The sequence below is a fragment of the Devosia crocina genome (assembly GCF_900116545.1).
In the GTDB taxonomy this organism is placed as follows: domain Bacteria; phylum Pseudomonadota; class Alphaproteobacteria; order Rhizobiales; family Devosiaceae; genus Devosia; species Devosia crocina.
In genome coordinates, this window is sequence record NZ_FPCK01000001.1 from 426,808 (window position 1) to 443,675 (window position 16,868).

Sequence of the window (16,868 nt, forward strand, 5' to 3'; positions counted from 1 at the left end):
ACCAAGGGAGTGTGGCCCATTTTGCTGGCTGCCCCTGCGGCTTTGCCCTAGAAGAGCAGATCTACATTGTCTGGAATTACCATGGACGCCTCGCTCGGCATCACCAAGTCACTCACCGGCATCGAAGGTTTCGACGATCTAACCCTGGGCGGGCTGCCGACCGGGCGGCCAACGCTCGTGTGCGGTTCGGCCGGTTGCGGCAAGACGCTTTTTGCAACCACCTTCCTCGTGCATGGCGCGCGCGACTATGACGAGCCCGGCGTGTTCGTGACGTTCGAGGAGCGGCCGGTCGATATCGCCGCCAATGTCGCTTCGCTCGGCTTCGACATTGAAGGGCTGATCGAGAGCGACAAGATCGCCATGGAGCATATCGAGATCGACCCGGCGGAAGTGGCCGAGATCGGCGACTTCGATCTTGAGGGACTGTTCCTGCGGCTTGAGCTGGCGATCGATGCGATCGGAGCCAAGCGGGTGGTGCTCGACACGATCGAGAGCCTGTTTTCCGCCTTCACCAACCAGGCAGTGCTGCGTGCCGAAATCCGGCGGCTCTTCGACTGGCTCAAGGACAAGGGAATGACGACCGTCATCACCGCCGAACGCGGCGATGGGACGCTGACCCGCCAGGGGCTCGAGGAATATGTCTCCGATTGCGTGATCCTGCTCGATCATCGCGCCCATAACCAGATTTCGACCCGGCGCATGCGCATCGTGAAATATCGCGGCACGGCGCATGGGACCAATGAATATCCGTTCCTGATCGATCGCGACGGATTTTCCGTGCTCCCGGTCAGCTCGCTCGGGCTCGACCATCAGGTGTCCGAGGAGCGGATCGCCTCAGGGGTTGAAGATCTCGATGCGATGATCGAAGGCGGCGGATTTTTCCGGGGATCCTCGATCCTGGTCTCGGGCGTGGCGGGATCAGGCAAATCCTCGCTTGCGGCCAGCTTCGTTGCGGCCGCAGCGGCCCGGGGGGAGCGGGCGATCTACTTTTCGTTCGAAGAGGCTCAAGGCCAGATCGTGCGCAACATGCGCTCGATCGGGCTCGGCCTGTCGCAATTTATCGAGAATGGGCAGATCCGTTTCGTTTCGGCGCGGCCGACCTTTTACAGCCTTGAAATGCATCTGGCGATCATGCTGCGCGAAGTGAACCGGTTCGATCCGCATGTGGTGGTGCTCGACCCGATTTCAGCCTTCCTTGAAAGCGGCGATCACCTGGAAGTGCAGTCGATGTTGCTGCGCATGGTGGACTTTCTCAAAAGCCGTGGCATAAGCGCGGTCTTCACCCACCTCATGCACAATCAAGACGGCGCGGTGGCAACCGATATCGGGCTCTCCTCGCTGATGGATGGCTGGATCCTGATGCTGAATCGGGAGATCAATGGCGAGTTCAATCGCGAGCTTTATCTGCTCAAGGCGCGCGGCACCGCCCACTCCAACCAGGTGCGCGAATTCGTGATGAATGCAGACGGCATCCAGCTGTTGCCGCCTTATCTGGGTGAAACCGGTGCGCTGACCGGCTCGGCCCGGCGTTATGAAGAAGCCAAGGCGCGGCGCGCGGAAGTGGAGCGCCGCACCGAGGTGGAGCGCAAGCGCAAGCAGATCGAGGCCCGCAGGCGCAGGGCCCTGGCGCAGATCGAGGCGCTGCAGGCCGACCTCGAGGCCGATGCAGCGGAAATTGCGGCGGTGACCCAAGCCGAGGCCGATTACCGGCGACAGGCGGAGGCCGATGCCGCCGAAATGGAATTAAGCCGTCGTGGCGATGGCAGATGAGACCCTGATGACCCAAGCGTCGAACCCCAAGAAGCTGACCCTTTACGTGGCCGGCCAGACTCCGAAATCGCTGGCGGCGATCGCCAATCTCAAGAAGATCACCGAAGAGCATATGCAGGGCCAGTACGAGATCGAGGTGATCGATCTGCGGCAGAACCCGAAGCTGGCCAAGGAGCACAGCATCGTCGCAATCCCGACGCTGGTGCGCGAATTGCCCGTGCCGATCCGCAAGATCATCGGGGATCTTTCCGATGTGGAAAAGGTGCTGGTCAACCTCAAGGTTCAGGGTGAATGAGCCAGAGTGAGATCGACGAACTGCGGCGCCGGCTCTCCGAGGCCGAGGACACGCTGCAGGCGATCCGCCAGGGCGATGTCGATGCGCTGGTGGTTGAGCAGCACGATGCCCCGCAGATCTTCGATATCGGCGGGGGTGCGGACGCCTATCACGCCTTCATGGAAGTGATGAATGTGGGTGCGGCGGCGATCGATCCGGCCGGACGCATCCTTTATGCCAATGCCAAACTCACCTCCGTTCTCGGGTTCACGCAGAATTCGGTGCAAGGCAGCATGATCGGGGAGGTTTCGCCGCCGCCCGTGGCCGATGCCATAGACCGGCTCCTGGAGCCGCCACTCGTCGGGCCGGTTTCGGCCGAAGTGACGTTCGAGCGCAATGGCGAGTGTGTGCACTTCATCCTCGCGGCCAATCCCCTGCAGTTGTCGACGACCTTCGGGGTCGCCGTCACCTTCACCGATGTGACCGAAAGGGTGCGGGCGGAAGCGGCCGAGCAAAGCGAGCGCGCGGCGCGCGCGGTGATCGCCTCCGCCAACGAAGCGGTGCTGGTGTGCGACACCAACGGGATCATCACCCACACCAATGCAGCCGCCCAGGCGCTTTTCGAGGGCGACGCGCTGGGGCGGACATTTGCCGAAGCGGTGCCGCTGGTGTTTCCCGATGCCACCGGGCTGATGCGCTCGGAAGATATCGTGGCCATGGCGGTGCAGGGTACTGCTGTGCAGGGCGTCGAGGCCCATGCCCCCCAAGCGCCCAAGGTCAAGGATTATCTCGTCAGCGCAGCGCCGCTGCAGATCGGCAATGACGCGATCAGCGGCTGTGTCGTCACCATGGTCGACCTGTCACAGCGCAAGGCGGCGGAGCAGCAGCAGCTTCTGCTGATGCGCGAACTCGATCACCGGGTAAAGAATACACTGGCGCTGGTGCTCTCGATCTCGAGCCGCACGCTTAATCACGAGGATACGCTGGAAGGGTTCCAGAAGGCGTTTACCGGGCGCATTCAGGCGCTGGCGGCGACGCATAATCTGCTGGCGGAAAATTCCTGGACCAATCTGACGATCGAAGACGTGGTGCAGAGCGAATTGGCGCCCTTTACCAGTGGGGCCGCGGGGCGTCTGGTGACGCACAATCTGTCGCGCCTGATGGCACCGCGCGCTGCCATCGCCTTTGGGCTCGTGATCCATGAACTGGCAACCAATGCAGCCAAGTACGGAGCGCTGTCGGTGCCCGGCGGGCGGGTGACCGTGCAGCCGATCAGTGCTGCGGGCGAGGAACGGTTCGTGATCGAATGGCGCGAAAGCGGCGGACCCCAGATCAGCGTGCCGACGCGGCACGGGTTCGGGCAGACGGTGATTACGCGCAGCCTGCAATATTCGGCGAGCGGTGGGGCTGAGGTCGAGTTTGCCTCCGAGGGGCTGGTCTGCCGCATCTCGCTGCCGCTCGAAGACCTCTTTTGAACGGCATCGGGGCCACCAGCTTGTGCGGCGGCCCCAAGGGATCATGATCTGAAGCGTTTTACTCGGCGTCGGCCATGACCAGGGCCTTGACATGCGCGGCATGGGTTTCGAGGGCCGGCAGGGTTTCGCGGGCAAAGCCGACCAGCACCTGATTGTCGCCCGAACCGGCATAGGTGCGGAACAGCGCGATGGCTTCCATATGGGCCTGGTTCTGCATGTCGAGATAGAGCATGCGGAAGTCTGAGGCATCGGCGGCTTCGAGCTGGCTCAGCATCTTTGCGTGCTTGGGGGCAAGCTCGGCCGAAGCATCGGTGTTTTCGATACCGGCTTCGGCAAGACGCTGTTCGAGCTTTTCGCCTGCGGCGGTGTGATCGGCGATGATCATCTGGGCGAGTTCGGCGATATCCTCGTCCTGGTCTTTTTCGAGCGCCAGTTCGCTCGACTGGATCTCGAACTGGTTGGCGCTTTGCACCTGCGCGAGAAAGTGCGGCGTGTCGACGACGAACATGGGAGAGGCATCGCCGGGCGGGGTGGACTCAACCGTCTGGGCGAAGCCGATGGTGGGCAGGGTTGCCAGCATCAGCGCAGCGCCGAGGGCGAGACCGTATCTGGTTTTGGTCATGGCTTTGGTCTTTCCTATTCAGCGCCGAAAGCGGCAAGAAGATCGGCATAGGCAGCCTCGTGCGCCTCTTTGGCCTCATCGAGGACTGCGGCCATGCCGAAGAATTCGTGGGTGACGCCGTCGAACTGCAAAGCGTTGACTTCAACGCCAGCTGCTTCGAGATTTTTGGCATAGGTCTGCCCTTCCGACCGCAGCGGGTCGATCTGGGCCGTGATGACGGTGGCGGGGGGCAGGCCCCCGAGATCGGTGCGGGACACGAGATCGAGGCGCGGATCATCGGCATCGGCCGGATCAGCCAGAACATGCTCGAAGAACCATTCCATATCGGCCTTGCCGAGCGGCAGGGCCTCGGCATTCTCGCGATAGGACGGGGTATCGGTATCGTTGCCGGCGACGGGATAGACCAGCAATTGGTGGACCGGCATGGTCGCCTGCCGCTCCTTAGCCATCAGCGCGACATTGGTTGCAAGATTGGCTCCGGCGCTTTCTCCGGCAACCGCGATGCGTGCGGAATCGCCGCCTAGAGTGTGGATGTTTTCAACCACCCACTCATAGGCGGTCCAGGCATCGTCATGAGCGGCGGGAAACTTGAACTCGGGCGCGTGGCGATAATCGACCGAAATCACGAGCGCGCCGGTGCCGGCAGCAAGGGCGCGGGGTGTTGCGTCATAGACATTGAGATCGGCGACGACCCAGCCGCCGCCGTGAAAGTAGACGATGACGGGCAGGGCGGTGCCGGCCTCGGCTTCCTCGGGCATGTAGACGCGCGCCGGCAGCGTGCCCATGGGGCCCGGGATGCCGATATCGTGGCTGTCGACACCGGCTTCGGGCCCGGGCGGGATACGGAGGTCGCGCTGGACAGTACGGGCTGCGTCGGCAGGCGTGGCCTGGCTTCGCGCATCGGGCACGGACAGTTCGTGGAACGGCTTGGCCTCGAGTTCGGCGAGAGCATCGAGGACGGCCTGCATCTGTTCGTTCGGCTGAGCCATTTCGCTCTCCGGCCGGGCTTCAGCGGCAGCCGGCGCGGGCGCGGTCTGGTCCTGGGCTGAAACACTGGTGATGGCGGTGCCCAGAAGAGCGGAAGCCATAAGAGGCAAGGCGAGGGTCTTGAGGGTCAACATGGAAAGTCCTTGCGGTTGACGGCTGATGGCGCGGGGGCAGCTCACTTCGGCGGCTCCACACTCTGCTGGTAAAGGCCGACCAGTTCGCCCTTGGCGAGGACATGGCCTTCCATGGCGGCGAGCAGATCGTCGCGGTCGGCCGTGGCGGGCAGATCAAGCAGCTTGTCGAGGGCGAGGATCTGGAAGTGATAGTGATGGACCGGGTCGCCCACGGGCGGCTTGGGGCCGAAATAACCGTTGGTGCCGGCGCTGTTCCGGCCCTGCATCATGCCCTCGGGAGCAACGAGGCGGGGCTGCTCCTGCAGGCCTTCGGGCAGATCGAAGACAGAAGCGGGGATGTTCCAGGCCACCCAGTGGACGAACGGCGTGATCGGAGCCGCATCGGGGTCTTCCATGATGATGGCATAGGAGGCGGCGCCATCGATCATGTTCCAGGCTAGCGCAGGGGAAACACCATCGGCATAGTCGCTGTGCTTTTCGGGAATGCTGGCGCCTGCTTCGATAGTGGGCGAGGAGACAGTGACTTCGCCTTCGGTTGCAGTTTCTTCCCGTTCGAGGGCCAAGGGCACGCCGACACCTTCAGCGGCCTGCTGTTCCATGGCGTCAGACGGGGCCGCAGCAGCGGGTTCGGCGGCGGTGTCTTCCCCGTCATACGCGATCCGGTAGATGACGCCATTGGCATCGTCGGCCATCAGCAGGGCACCATCGGCGGCAACGGCAAGGCCGACTGGGCGGGCAATGTGGGTGGTGCCATCATCGGTGAGAAAACCGGTGACAAAGGGCTCGATGGCGGTGGGCTCGCCATTCTCGAAAGCGATATGGACGATTTCATAGCCGCTTGCCGGATTGCGGTTCCACGATCCGCGCATGGTGGCAAAGGCATCGCCCTGATATTCGGCCGGGAATCCGCTGCCGGTATAGAAGCGGAACTGCATCGGCGCGGCATGGGCGGTGTAGCCGATCACCATGGGCTCGCTCTGATCGCGCCATTGCTGCTTGGTGATGCCGCCGACCGGGGTGCTCTGGGGATTGAAATCGCCTTCGCCATGCACGTGCGGCCAGCCATATTGCTTGCCCTGTTCGAGCCGGTTGAGCTCTTCGGGCTGCACGTCGTCGCCGAGGAAATCGATGCCGTGATCAAGGCCCCAGAGTTCGCCGGTCTCGGGGTGCCAATCGTAGCCAATGGTGTTGCGGAGGCCCGAAGCAAAGATGGTGCGGGAGGCGCCATCGGGCGTCATGCGCAGCATGGCCGCGTTTTCGGCATTGCTTTCGTTGCACGCGTTACAAGTCGAGCCCGAGCTATAGTAGATCATGCCGTCGGGGCCGAATTCGAGCACGCGATTGGGGTGCTGGCCGGCATCAGGCAGGTCGCCCACGATCATTTCAAGCTCGCCAATGGTGCCATCGTCGAGAATGTCGCCGACAAAGATCTCCTTGACTGTGGCGATGTAGAGCCTGCCCTCGTGAATGGCGATGCCATGGGTCTGGGGACGGGTGGCGACCACAACCGGCGCCTTGTCGGCCTTGCCGTCGCCATCGGCGTCGCGCAGCATGATGACGTCGCCTTCTTCGCGCCGGCTCGCATAGATCGTGCCGTCATCGGCGACTGCCAGGATGCGCACATTGCCAAGGCCTGCGGCAAACGGCTCGACCGTGAAGCCTTCGGGCGCACTGATCTGGGCGAGCTTGTCGCTCGTGGGCAGGAGCTTGTTGGGCTTGAAGACGCTGACGGGGTAGGCGATGTCGGTGCCATCGCCCTGTTGCGCGAGCGCGGGCGCAACGCCCAGCACAGCGAGGGCGGCAAGAGCAGTTCTGAGCTTCATCGGGGAGCCTCCGGTTGCGTTCCTGCAATAGATCCGGAGCTGAAACGTTGCTCGCTGCAGGAAAAGTGAACGAAAGCCTAACGCCCGCAGAGCAGGCTTTGCCGCGTGCTAGAGGCCTAATGCCGGTTGACCGAGGTTGGCGCGAGGCAACCGGGATGGGGGCAGACCATTGGTCGTGCTGATCAACTCGAACGGAAAGGCGTGGCGCATGGCGCAAGAGACACACCACGATACTGCCGATGAGGCACAACGTGCTGACGCTGCAGGTACGGCGCAGCGGGACGATGCTCCCAAAAGGACACGGCGCGACGACAAGGACGGCGACCTCGCCATCGTGGGCCGGAGCGTCACCATCAACCGGCCGCGCGCCGAACTCTTCAGCTATTGGCGCGACTTCACCAATCTACCCAGCTTCATGCATGCCATCGAGCGGATCGAAATGACCGGAGACAGGCGCTCGACCTGGACGGTGAAGGCGCCGGTGGGGCAGACGGTGACCTTTGAAACCGAGGTAACCGGTCTCGTTGAAAACGAAGAGATCGGCTGGTGTTCGGTCGAGGGGTCGCAGATCAAGACGAGCGGGCACGTCACGTTCAAGGATGCGCCGGCCGGACGCGGCACGGTGGTAAGCGCCGAAATCGGCTACGAGCCACCCGGCGGAGACGTGGGCCGGCTACTTGCCAAGCTCTTCATGGCCGAACCCAATATTCAGGCACGGCACGAACTCAAGCGGTTCAAGATGCTGATGGAAACCGGTGAAATCGCCACCGGCGCCAACCACAAATCCGACCGAGGAGACGATTGATGCGCGCATTGACCTGGCACGGAAACAACGATGTTCGCGTCGATACCCATCCCGATCCCGAAATCATGAACCCCAAGGATGCCATTCTCAAGGTGACGTCCACCGCCATCTGCGGATCGGACCTGCACCTTTACGATGGGGTCATTCCCGGGCTCAAATCGGGCGATATCCTGGGCCATGAATTCATGGGCGAGGTGGTCGAGACCGGGCCCAAGAGCACGCTGCGCAAGGGGCAGCGCGTGGTGGTGCCCTTTACCATCTCCTGCGGACAGTGCTTTTTCTGCCAGAACCAGCTGTTTTCAGCCTGCGACAACACCAATCCGGTGGAAAAGCAGGACGCTTCGGAAAAGCTTTATGGCCATGCAATGGGCTCGGCCTTCGGCTATTCGCACCTGACGGGCGGCTATGCCGGCGGGCAGGCCGAATATGTCCGCGTGCCGTTTTCCGATGTGGGACCGATCGTCATTCCCGATGGCATGGATGACGACGAGGTGCTGTTTTTGTCCGATATCCTGCCGACCGGCTGGATGGCCGCGGAGAATGCGCAGATCGAGCCGGGCGACACGGTGGCGGTCTGGGGTGCGGGGCCGGTGGGCCTATTTGCGGTGCAATGCGCCATGATCATGGGCGCAGAGCAGGTGATCTGCATCGACCACTATCCGCGCCGGCTTGAGCTGGCGCAAAAGTTCGGCGCCAAGATCATCAATTTCGAGGAAACCCATGTGCGCGAGGCGCTGATGGAGATGACCGGCGGGCTCGGGCCCGATGCGGTGATCGATGCGGTGGGCATGGAGGCGCACGGTTTTGTCGTCGACAACGTGCTCGATCTCGTCAAGCAAAAGATCGCTCCCGGTGCCGATCGCGGGCATGCCTTGCGCCAGGCGCTGCTGGCCTGCCGCAAGGGCGGACGCGTTTCAGTGCCCGGGGTTTATGGCGGCATGCTCGACAAGTGGCCGCTTGGCGCAATGATGGAAAAGGGCCTGCAGATCCGCGGCGGCCAGACCCATGTGCAGAAATATACGCAGGACCTGTTGCGGCGCATCCAGGAAGGCCAGATCGACACGACGTTTCTGATCAGCCACCGCCTGCCGCTCGAAAAGGCCGCGGAAGGCTACAAGAACTTCCACGACCAGCAGAACGAGTGGACCAAGGTGGTCCTCAAGCCGGGCATGGCCTCGTAAGCAAGGCGCATGACGGCCAGGGCGGCGGGGCTGCCCTGGCTCACGCGCGAGGGGCTAAGCTTCCTCGCGCCGCCCCGTTCCGATGCGGGGATAGAGCCGGACCATGTTGGTCTGGGCAGGCGTATCCTGCCAGTAAACCCGTGCGACCGGGCGGATCGTCTTGGAGCTGCCGCGGACGACCTCGATGCCCAGAGCCTGCTGGACGGCAGCCTCGGGGGTCGCGGCGCGGACTGTGTGTTCGGCCTCGGTGGCCTGTTCTGCGTTCAGTTCAACGACCCTGAAGGTTTTCATTATCGTTCGTCCTTCCACAGTTGAGCGAAGGCGACCAGAGATCCTTTGCGGATGGATACGAGATGAGCTTTTTCGGTGAGCACAACTGCAAGCATGACTGATGGTTTCGGTTCCGGCCGCTTGAGGCATGCGGCTCTATTGGAAGTGGACGCTTAAGGGACAAACGAACGACCGGCATTTCTGAACCGGCTCTTTCCGAATTAGCGTGCTTGGGCAACCTCGCAACAACATAAGTTAAAGTCGGTGGGGCAGTCCGCTGAGGGGGAGGGCGGCCAGAGTTGGTTCAGCCGCCGTCTTGCGCGTGCGACACCTCGAAGTCGAAGCGCACCGAGCAGACGAAGATCGTCTTGCGGCTTTCGTTGAAGACGGTGGCGGTCAGAAGGAGGGGACCGTCGCGCGGGATTTCCTCGGCCGATATCTCGGCAAGCGCCTTGACCGCTTCGCGCCGTGCCGCGAGTTCGCTATCGAGCACCTGGCCGACCGTGTCGACGATCTCGGTATCATTGTGGGTGAAATCAACGAAGTAGCGGGGCATGGACCTTCTCCTCGCCAAGGTAAGGAGGAAGGAATTATCGTGGTTCCCTCACATCTTAGCGGGATCGATGCGGCCGACGCGGCTATCGAGATAGTGCAGGTAACTGGGGTCGAACTGGGCAAGGGCACGCAGGTGATCCCAGTGGATGATGGTGACCACCTGCTGGTCAAAATCCATCAGGCCGCGGCTGCGCAGATCCTGCAGGGTGCGATTGGCGTGCACGAGCGAAATGCCGAGAATGTCGCTGAGATCGGTCTGGGTAAGGGGCAGGCGGAAGGTGTTGCCTTCGTTCAGCCCGGCCATGCTGGCGCGCGTATAGGCCTCGCAAAAGAGGTGCGCCATACGCTCGAGGGCTTCAGCGGCGCCCAGCATGAGCATCCAGGCGCGGAACGCTGCAGCATCGATCAGGGTATCGCGCCAAAGAAGACTGCCGAGGCGAGGCCGCTCCTCGATGACGGCCTTCACGTCGGCATGGGCAAGACGGGCCACGGTGCAATCACTCATGGCGGCAAGGTTGTGGTCCATTCTGGGCAGGTGGAGGCTATGCAGATCGGGAATGTCGCCGGGCGGATGGAGCGAGAAGATCTGGCGCTTGCCGTCGGGGCGCATCTTGGAGCGATAGATATAGCCATCGACAACAAGGCAGCACGAGGTCGACATTTCGCCATCGGCCACGATCTCGCCGCCTTTGGGCACGGAGGCAATTCGAAGCGGAATGGAGGCGAGCGCCGCCCTGTCATCGGCGGTCACATCTCCGATGGTTTCCAGCCGAAAGATCAGGGAACGGATCGCATTGTCCATGGGCACACCTTTTCCTTAAGCGTTGAAGAACAAACGCATCTCCGCCGGTCTGGTGGCATGAGAGGCCAAGATTCTGCGTTCAGGACGAACTCAGAGCGCGTTGTCCAGCAGATGGCGCGCGGCCATGTCGATAAAGGCGCGCTGATTGCGCCCGACGCAGTGGAGATGGATGGCCGTGGGTTCGAGCGCCGATAGCTCTTCGATGCGGGCGCGGTGCTCCGTCGGATCAGCGGAAACATGGACGCAGGTGCGGATATCCTTTTCGGTCACCAGCCGTCCGACGCTGTCGAAGTCACTAGGGCGCCGCAAATCCCACGCCGCTTCCCCGCCGATCGAGGAGGGGCCCCACTGATCGAGCGCTTCGTGTAGCGCGGTAGCCTCATCGGGCGCCCAGGAGAGGGCGTGCTGGATATGGACCGGCTTGCCCGCCCCGCCATTGTCGCGGAAGGCGTCGATGACGGTCCTGACGGTTTCAACATCGCCGCCGGTCGTCAATAGACCATCGGCCCAATGACCGCAGAAGGCGGCGGTGGCGGGGGTCACGGCGGCGCCGAAAAGGGGCACGGGTTCGGCCGGGCGGGAATAGAGCTTTGCCTCGATGACGGTGACGCGGCCGCGATGGGTGACCGTCTCGCCATCGAAAAGAGCGTGGAAGATATCAACGCATTCGCGCAGGCGCGCATTGCGTTCGGCCTTTTCCGGCCAGGCTTGCCCGGTAATGGATTCGTTGATGGCCTCGCCACTGCCAAGGGACAGCCAGAGCCGGCCGGGAAACATCTGGCCGATAGTGGCTGCAGCCTGGGCCAGTACGGCGGGATGATAGCGAAAGCCGGGAGCCGAGATCATGCCAAAGCCGAACCCGGTCGCCTGCATGGCAGCGCCAAGCCAGGACCAGGCAAAACCGGACTGCCCCTGGCGTTCACTCCAGGGGTGGAAATGGTCGGATGACTTGGCGCAATCGAAGCCGGCCTTTTCAGCTTCGACCACGAGGTTCAAAAGCTCGCGCGGAGAAAACTGCTCGTGCGAGGCGTGATAGCCGATCATGACCATGCCAGTTCATCCCAATGCTCGAGAAGTTCGGCGGTAGTGCGGACGATCAGTTGCTCGCCGAACCGGCTGTCAAGCACGGTGAGCGCCGCATCGTGCGTCTGATTGGCGGAGCCGAACACTGCGTCCGAGGCAAGGATCGTTCGATAACCGAGATCGATGGAACCCAGGATCGCAGCAAGCACGCAAACATCGGTTTCCCCGCCGGTAATCAGAATAGTTTCAACGCCTTCCCCGCGCAGGGTCCTGTCGAGATCGCCGAAGAGCCAGGGCGAGTAGCGGTTCTTGTCGAAGACGCGTGCTGGGGGCACGAAGCGCTTGAGAGCAGGAACGAGGTCGACCATTTCGGGGGCAAGCCGCTCGCTGGTCATGGCGGGCCAGCGCTCGTAATACTGCTGCCAGGCGCCGGTTTCCCTGTCTGCCGAAGAGGGCGGCACGAAACGGGTAAAGACAGTCGCTTCCGGGTCGCGCTCGACCAGCGCCTCGATGGCGGGCAGCATGCGGTTGAGCCAGGGGGTCTGCCAGTCGGTGTCGGCGGCAAACATGTTCTGCACGTCGACACAAAGATGGGCGAGGCGCCGGGGACGATCAGGCATGGATGGACGCCGCGGAGATGGGCAGGGCGCGCTTATGCGCCGTGGCCTCGTACCGCGCGACGATGATCGCGGCGACTTCGGGCGGCACGGGCTTGCCTTCAAGAAAATCGTCGATCTGCTCATAGGTGACGCCATAGGCATCTTCGTCGGGGCGGAGAGGGGCGAGATCCTCAAGATCGGCGGTGGGCACCTTGTTGACCAGGCGGTCGGGGATGCCGAGATGGGCTGCCAGGGCGCGCACGCGGCGCTTGGTCAGCCCGCCGAGCGGCAGGAGGTCGGCCGCGCCATCGCCGAACTTGGTGAAAAAGCCCATCACCGCCTCGGCGGCATGATCGGTGCCGAGAACAAGACCGTTGAAGCCTCCGGCCAGCGCATACTGGGCGATCATGCGCTGGCGCGCCTTGACATTGCCGCGCAGGAAATCGGACTGGGCGGGGCTTGCGGCGGAAAAGCCGGCAGCCTCGATCGCCTGCCACATGCCATCGGTCGCCGCTGCGATATCGACCTCGAACGTTTCGTCGGGACCGATGGCGGCAAGGGCGGCGTCGGCGTCGGCAGCATCGGCCTGGTGACCATAGGGCAGGCGAACCGCGACAAAGCGGGCATCGGAGCCTTGCTTGCGCAACTCGGTCACCGCTTCCTGGGCAAGCTTGCCGGCAGTGGTGGAATCGATGCCGCCGCTGATGCCGAGAACCAGGGCCTTGAGGCCGGAGCGCTCCAGATAGGTCTGGAGAAAAGTGCGGCGGCGCATGGCTTCGCTTGCGGCATCGAACTGGGGCGCGACGCCCAGGTCGCGGCTGATTTCGGACTGGCTGGTCATGTCGCCTCTTGGGAGCTTGTGCACGTGTTTGCGCAACGGAAGATCGCCGCGTCGGTTCCGGGGACGGCAACCGGTGAGTCTTTCCATGCGTTGGCCTGATCCAGAATGGAAAGGAGGCCGAGATGGCTCAGGCACACACATCGCGCGGCAGGGCCCAGGATCGGGCACTGGTGGCGGGCGGACAGGCGCACGAAGTCCGTTACGAGGCGGAAAAGACGGGCAAATCGCGCCAGGCGGTCAAGGATGCAATCAAATCGGCCGGCAATAGCCGCAAAGAAGTCGAAAAGGAGCTCGAACGGAAATGAACAAGTCAGGCGTGCCGACGGGCGAGGGGACTTCAGCCGAAAACGACGTGGCCGATCCGCATCCTTCGACCGAGGAGGATTATGACAAGATTCCGCATCCAGGCGGCGAGCATCCGCCCAAGGACAAGGGCTTTGGCGGCAACAGCTATCTGCATGACGGGGATGCTCCGAGTGTGGGCAACAGCAAGGTGGAGCCGAATGGCCCGCAATGAGCTCGACCCGGATGTGCTGGCAGGTGTTGAGCGGTTTATCGCCGATCAGGACCGCCCGCCGCATGGGCGGATGAGCCGCGAGGAGGCGATCGCCACCATTGTCAGCGACTGGCTGATGGGGCAGGGCTATCTGCCGCTGCCGGGCGATGACGAGGGGGTAACGACCGCGCTCGAAGCGGCAGAGGTGCCCAAGCCCTAGGGCTTTGCAAGCGTGATCCAGACCGGGGCATGGTCGCTCGACTTGTCCCAGCCGCGGACATGGCGATCAACACCCGCCGTTCGCAGACGCGGGGCAATGGCCGGGGCAAGCAGAAGATGGTCGAGACGCAGGCCAGCGTCCCGGCCATAGGCGTTTCGCAGGTAATCCCAGAAGGTATAGATGCGCTCTTCCGGATGGAGATGGCGCAGGGCATCGGTCCAGCCGGCATCGATAAGGCCAGCATAGGCGGCCCGGACTTCGGGGCGAAACAAAGCGTCATCTGTCCAGCGCTCGGGTTTATAGACGTCGCGTTCGCCAGGCATGACATTGTAGTCGCCTGCCAGGATCACCGGCAGGCCGGTTTTCAGCATATCGGCCGCATGGCGGGCGAAGCGGCCGAACCAATCGAGCTTGTACTCCCATTTGGGGCCGGGTGCGGGATTGCCATTGGGCAGGTAGAGACAGCCCAGAATAATGCCATTGACTGCCGCTTCGAGGTAGCGGCTCTGCGTGTCATCGGGATTGCCGGGCAGGAAGCGGCGGGTTTCGACGGGCTTTGCGCCACGCGCGAGGATGGCGACGCCGTTCCAGCTTTTCTGCCCGTGCCAGACCGCGCCATAGCCGGCTGCCTCTATGGCCGCGAGGGGAAAGCGCTCGTCGGGGGCCTTCAGTTCCTGAAGGCAGACCGCGTCGGGCTGTGCTTCTCCAAGCCAGCGCAGGAGAACGGGCAGGCGCCCGTTGATCCCGTTGACATTGTAAGTGGCGATTTTCATGCGCGCTAAAGCTGGTCGTTGTCGGGACCCTTGGTTTCACCCACGCGGCGCGCCAGCTCGGCAAAGCCGGGCGCCGTTTCGCCCGCCTCGTTGGCGAGGCGCAGGAGCCGGGCGGGAAAGGCGATGGCATCGCGATTGGCCGGAGACAGATCCTCGACCACCCGATCATCACCGAGCACGGTCTGTTCGGAACGGGCGAGGGCCTTGTCGATCTCGTCCTGGCTGACAAGCCCCTTGCGGACGAGGAGCCGGTTGAGTTCGGCCATGGCCATGAGCAGGCCTTCGAGCTGAAGATTGGCGGTGTTCATTGCGGTCCTCCTTGCGGGGAGGAACGAGTGAGGATCGATACCGTTGCTGGTGTGACCTCAAGCCCCATGGAGAGCCCCGTGACCACGCCAAATGACCTCAGCGACAAGGCCCTCGCCGTGTTCGCCTTTGCCGCCTATCACCAGCTCGAAAGCGGAGATGCGATCACAAGTGTCGTTTCCGAGGATGGTGCGGGCCATCGCGCCGATCCCGAAGCGCTGGCGGAGTTGACCGAAAAGGAACTGGGGGCGGAAAGCGGGGGGCGGTTTGTGTTCAACCCGGCGGGGCAATTGATGCTGTCCCAGATCATCGACCGGATCCGGGGCACGATCTGACCATGACCCTCTCCTGCATTCTGATTGTCGAGGACGATGCCGAACAGGGCCGCGCGCTCAAGCACATGCTCGAAAGCATGGGGCACACGGTGCTGGGTCCGGCGCCGGATTGTTCCTCGGCGCTTGAACTGATCTGGCGTGAAAAGCCGGACCTGGCCTTTGTCGATACGTATCTCGGCTCGGACACCTGCGAGGTGGTGCTCGAAGAATGCGACCAGCAGGACGTGCCCGTGATCGTGACGCTGGCGCGGGAGGGAGAACTGCCCGATTTCTGCCTCGAACGCGAGCAGCTTTCAGGCCCGCCCATGGCTTCGGTCTTGCAGGTGATGCTGGAGGCGCCGCGGGCCCGCGCCTGATCTATGGAATGAACTTGCTCGCTGCTGAAGTGCAGCGCTCACTGTGAGTATAATTTTCTCTTCGCTGCCGGGCGCGAGCAAGTGTGAACCTTTCCAATCTCTACTTGCTTGGTAGAGTTCTCCCATCGTTGCAGTGGGAGGTTCACGTGAACCGGACATCCAAGTTTATCGCCTATACTGCCCTCGCCGCCTCGCTGGCCGTGGGGTTTTCGGTTACCGCGCATGCTCAGGACAGGACACTGGTGAACGTGTCCTACGATCCGACGCGCGAACTTTATCGCGACTATAACGAGGTCTTCATCGCCCATTGGCAGGAAACCACGGGCGAGCGGGTGGGGGTACAGGTGACCCATGGCGGCTCCGGCTCGCAGGCGCGCACGGTAATCGATGGGCTGGAGGCCGATGTGGTGACGCTGGCGCTTGAAAGCGACATCAACGCCATCGCCGATGCCGGGCTGATCCGCGAGGACTGGCGTGCATCGCTCGGCAACAACAGCGCGCCATATACTTCGACCATCGTGTTTCTGGTGCGCAAGGGCAATCCCAAGGGCATTGCAGACTGGGGCGATCTCGTCGCTGACGGGGTCAAAGTGATCACGCCCAATCCCAAGACGTCGGGCGGAGCGCGCTGGAATTTCCTGGCCGCCTGGGGCTGGGCGCTGGCCCAGGAGGGCGGCTCCGAGGAAACGGCGCAGGCCTATGTCAGCGAGCTCTTCAAGCATGTGCCGGTGCTCGATTCTGGGGCGCGTGGGTCCACGACAACCTTTGTGCAGCGCGGGATCGGCGATGTGCTGCTCGCCTGGGAGAACGAGGCTTATCTCGCGCTCGAGGAACTCGGGCCCGATGCCTTCGATATCGTGACGCCGTCGATCTCGATCCTGGCGGAGCCGCCGGTCGCCATTGTCGACACCAATGTCGACCAGCGCGGCACGCGGGAGCTGGCCCAGGGCTATCTCGACTATCTTTATTCGGACGAAGGTCAGGCCATCGCAGCCAAGCATTACTACCGTCCATCCAATCCGGCGGCGGCAGCGCCCGAAGACATCGCCCGGTTTGGCGAGGTCAATCTTGTGACCATCGAGGATTTCGGCGGCTGGCGGGAAGCTCAGCCCAGGTTCTTCGGCGATGGCGGCGTGTTCGACCAGATCTATTCCGGTCCGGGCCAGTAAGCCAAAGCGCGGCCGCTTCCAAGCGGCCGCCCATTCGAGCCTGACGAGTGTT

Annotated in this window: 22 protein-coding genes; 11 read left to right on the forward strand and 11 right to left on the reverse strand. The window is 62.9% G+C overall.

Going from position 1 to position 16,868, the window contains the following annotated elements; all coding sequences use genetic code 11:
- Window positions 1–81: 81 nt before the first annotated feature.
- From kaiC to BM364_RS01980, 3 genes are read left to right on the forward strand one after another with little or no spacing between them, the layout of a single operon-like run.
- Window positions 82–1,770 (forward strand): circadian clock protein KaiC, encoded by a 1,689-nt coding sequence (kaiC, locus tag BM364_RS01970; RefSeq protein ID WP_092420208.1) that lies wholly within the window; start codon window positions 82–84, stop codon window positions 1,768–1,770.
- A gap of 7 nt (window positions 1,771–1,777) precedes the next feature.
- Complete coding sequence (locus tag BM364_RS01975; protein WP_092423757.1) at window positions 1,778–2,065, forward strand: circadian clock KaiB family protein; 288 nt, start codon at window positions 1,778–1,780, stop codon at window positions 2,063–2,065.
- Entirely contained in the window at window positions 2,062–3,519 is a 1,458-nt protein-coding gene (locus BM364_RS01980; protein ID WP_092420211.1) for a sensor histidine kinase, read from the forward strand. The genes BM364_RS01975 and BM364_RS01980 overlap by 4 nt, the downstream gene beginning before the upstream one ends.
- A gap of 58 nt (window positions 3,520–3,577) precedes the next feature.
- Here the strand turns inward: BM364_RS01980 and BM364_RS01985 are convergent, their stop codons facing one another.
- The 3 genes from BM364_RS01985 to BM364_RS01995 are packed head-to-tail and all read right to left on the reverse strand — an operon-like array spanning window position 3,578 to window position 7,085.
- The gene (locus BM364_RS01985) at window positions 3,578–4,141 is read right to left on the reverse strand and encodes a DUF4142 domain-containing protein (RefSeq protein ID WP_092420213.1); all 564 of its coding nucleotides are present in this window, start codon (window positions 4,139–4,141) and stop codon (window positions 3,578–3,580) included.
- A gap of 14 nt (window positions 4,142–4,155) precedes the next feature.
- On the reverse strand, window positions 4,156–5,262 hold the full coding sequence (locus BM364_RS01990) for an alpha/beta hydrolase (RefSeq protein WP_175528423.1): 1,107 nt from the start codon (window positions 5,260–5,262) through the stop codon (window positions 4,156–4,158).
- 41 nt (window positions 5,263–5,303) lie between these two features.
- Complete coding sequence (locus BM364_RS01995; protein WP_092420215.1) at window positions 5,304–7,085, reverse strand: YbhB/YbcL family Raf kinase inhibitor-like protein; 1,782 nt, start codon at window positions 7,083–7,085, stop codon at window positions 5,304–5,306.
- 208 nt (window positions 7,086–7,293) lie between these two features.
- Between BM364_RS01995 and BM364_RS02000 the strand changes: the two genes are divergently transcribed.
- Both BM364_RS02000 and BM364_RS02005 read left to right on the forward strand, forming a co-directional pair.
- Complete coding sequence (locus BM364_RS02000) at window positions 7,294–7,890, forward strand: SRPBCC family protein (protein WP_092423761.1); 597 nt, start codon at window positions 7,294–7,296, stop codon at window positions 7,888–7,890.
- Window positions 7,890–9,071 carry a zinc-dependent alcohol dehydrogenase gene (locus tag BM364_RS02005; protein WP_092420217.1) on the forward strand — a complete coding sequence of 394 codons (1,182 nt, stop codon included), beginning with the start codon at window positions 7,890–7,892 and terminating at the stop codon, window positions 9,069–9,071. The genes BM364_RS02000 and BM364_RS02005 overlap by 1 nt, the downstream gene beginning before the upstream one ends.
- Window positions 9,072–9,125: 54 nt before the next feature.
- Here the strand turns inward: BM364_RS02005 and BM364_RS02010 are convergent, their stop codons facing one another.
- The 6 genes from BM364_RS02010 to nadE form a co-directional block, all read right to left on the reverse strand.
- Window positions 9,126–9,362, reverse strand: coding sequence for a hypothetical protein (locus BM364_RS02010; RefSeq protein ID WP_092420220.1), 237 nt, complete (start codon window positions 9,360–9,362; stop codon window positions 9,126–9,128).
- 283 nt (window positions 9,363–9,645) lie between these two features.
- On the reverse strand, window positions 9,646–9,897 hold the full coding sequence (locus BM364_RS02015; RefSeq protein ID WP_092420223.1) for a DUF6894 family protein: 252 nt from the start codon (window positions 9,895–9,897) through the stop codon (window positions 9,646–9,648).
- A gap of 48 nt (window positions 9,898–9,945) precedes the next feature.
- On the reverse strand, window positions 9,946–10,698 hold the full coding sequence (locus BM364_RS02020) for a Crp/Fnr family transcriptional regulator (RefSeq protein WP_092420226.1): 753 nt from the start codon (window positions 10,696–10,698) through the stop codon (window positions 9,946–9,948).
- Window positions 10,699–10,788: 90 nt separating this feature from the next.
- Window positions 10,789–11,748, reverse strand: a complete 960-nt coding sequence (locus tag BM364_RS02025; RefSeq protein WP_092420229.1) for a TIGR03885 family FMN-dependent LLM class oxidoreductase — start codon at window positions 11,746–11,748, stop codon at window positions 10,789–10,791.
- Window positions 11,739–12,341, reverse strand: a complete 603-nt coding sequence (locus BM364_RS02030) for a cysteine hydrolase family protein (RefSeq protein WP_092420232.1) — start codon at window positions 12,339–12,341, stop codon at window positions 11,739–11,741. The genes BM364_RS02025 and BM364_RS02030 overlap by 10 nt, the downstream gene beginning before the upstream one ends.
- Window positions 12,334–13,161 carry an ammonia-dependent NAD(+) synthetase gene (nadE, locus tag BM364_RS02035; RefSeq protein WP_092420235.1) on the reverse strand — a complete coding sequence of 276 codons (828 nt, stop codon included), beginning with the start codon at window positions 13,159–13,161 and terminating at the stop codon, window positions 12,334–12,336. The genes BM364_RS02030 and nadE overlap by 8 nt, the downstream gene beginning before the upstream one ends.
- Window positions 13,162–13,283: 122 nt before the next feature.
- On the opposite strand from nadE, the gene BM364_RS02040 reads away from it, so the two are divergent.
- From BM364_RS02040 to BM364_RS02050, 3 genes are read left to right on the forward strand one after another with little or no spacing between them, the layout of a single operon-like run.
- Window positions 13,284–13,466 (forward strand): DUF3606 domain-containing protein, encoded by a 183-nt coding sequence (locus BM364_RS02040; protein ID WP_092420238.1) that lies wholly within the window; start codon window positions 13,284–13,286, stop codon window positions 13,464–13,466.
- A complete protein-coding gene (locus tag BM364_RS02045) occupies window positions 13,463–13,678 on the forward strand; it encodes a hypothetical protein (protein ID WP_092420241.1) in 216 nt (71 codons plus the stop codon). Before BM364_RS02040 ends, BM364_RS02045 begins: the two co-directional genes overlap by 4 nt.
- Window positions 13,665–13,877 (forward strand): hypothetical protein, encoded by a 213-nt coding sequence (locus tag BM364_RS02050; RefSeq protein ID WP_092420244.1) that lies wholly within the window; start codon window positions 13,665–13,667, stop codon window positions 13,875–13,877. Before BM364_RS02045 ends, BM364_RS02050 begins: the two co-directional genes overlap by 14 nt.
- Here the strand turns inward: BM364_RS02050 and xth are convergent.
- The gene (gene xth, locus BM364_RS02055) at window positions 13,874–14,650 is read right to left on the reverse strand and encodes an exodeoxyribonuclease III (RefSeq protein WP_092420248.1); all 777 of its coding nucleotides are present in this window, start codon (window positions 14,648–14,650) and stop codon (window positions 13,874–13,876) included. The two genes, BM364_RS02050 and xth, sit on opposite strands and share 4 nt — an antisense overlap.
- A 5-nt stretch (window positions 14,651–14,655) precedes the next feature.
- Window positions 14,656–14,958, reverse strand: coding sequence for a hypothetical protein (locus tag BM364_RS02060; protein ID WP_092420251.1), 303 nt, complete (start codon window positions 14,956–14,958; stop codon window positions 14,656–14,658).
- Between the two features lie 78 nt (window positions 14,959–15,036).
- Between BM364_RS02060 and BM364_RS02065 the strand changes: the two genes are divergently transcribed.
- The 3 genes from BM364_RS02065 to BM364_RS02075 all read left to right on the forward strand — a co-directional run bounded on the left by BM364_RS02065 (window position 15,037) and on the right by BM364_RS02075 (window position 16,816).
- Window positions 15,037–15,291, forward strand: a complete 255-nt coding sequence (locus BM364_RS02065; RefSeq protein ID WP_139232454.1) for a hypothetical protein — start codon at window positions 15,037–15,039, stop codon at window positions 15,289–15,291.
- Window positions 15,292–15,293: 2 nt separating this feature from the next.
- Window positions 15,294–15,647, forward strand: a complete 354-nt coding sequence (locus tag BM364_RS02070) for a response regulator (protein WP_092420256.1) — start codon at window positions 15,294–15,296, stop codon at window positions 15,645–15,647.
- A gap of 128 nt (window positions 15,648–15,775) precedes the next feature.
- The gene (locus BM364_RS02075) at window positions 15,776–16,816 is read left to right on the forward strand and encodes a sulfate ABC transporter substrate-binding protein (protein WP_175528424.1); all 1,041 of its coding nucleotides are present in this window, start codon (window positions 15,776–15,778) and stop codon (window positions 16,814–16,816) included.
- The last annotated feature ends 52 nt before the right edge of the window (window positions 16,817–16,868 follow it).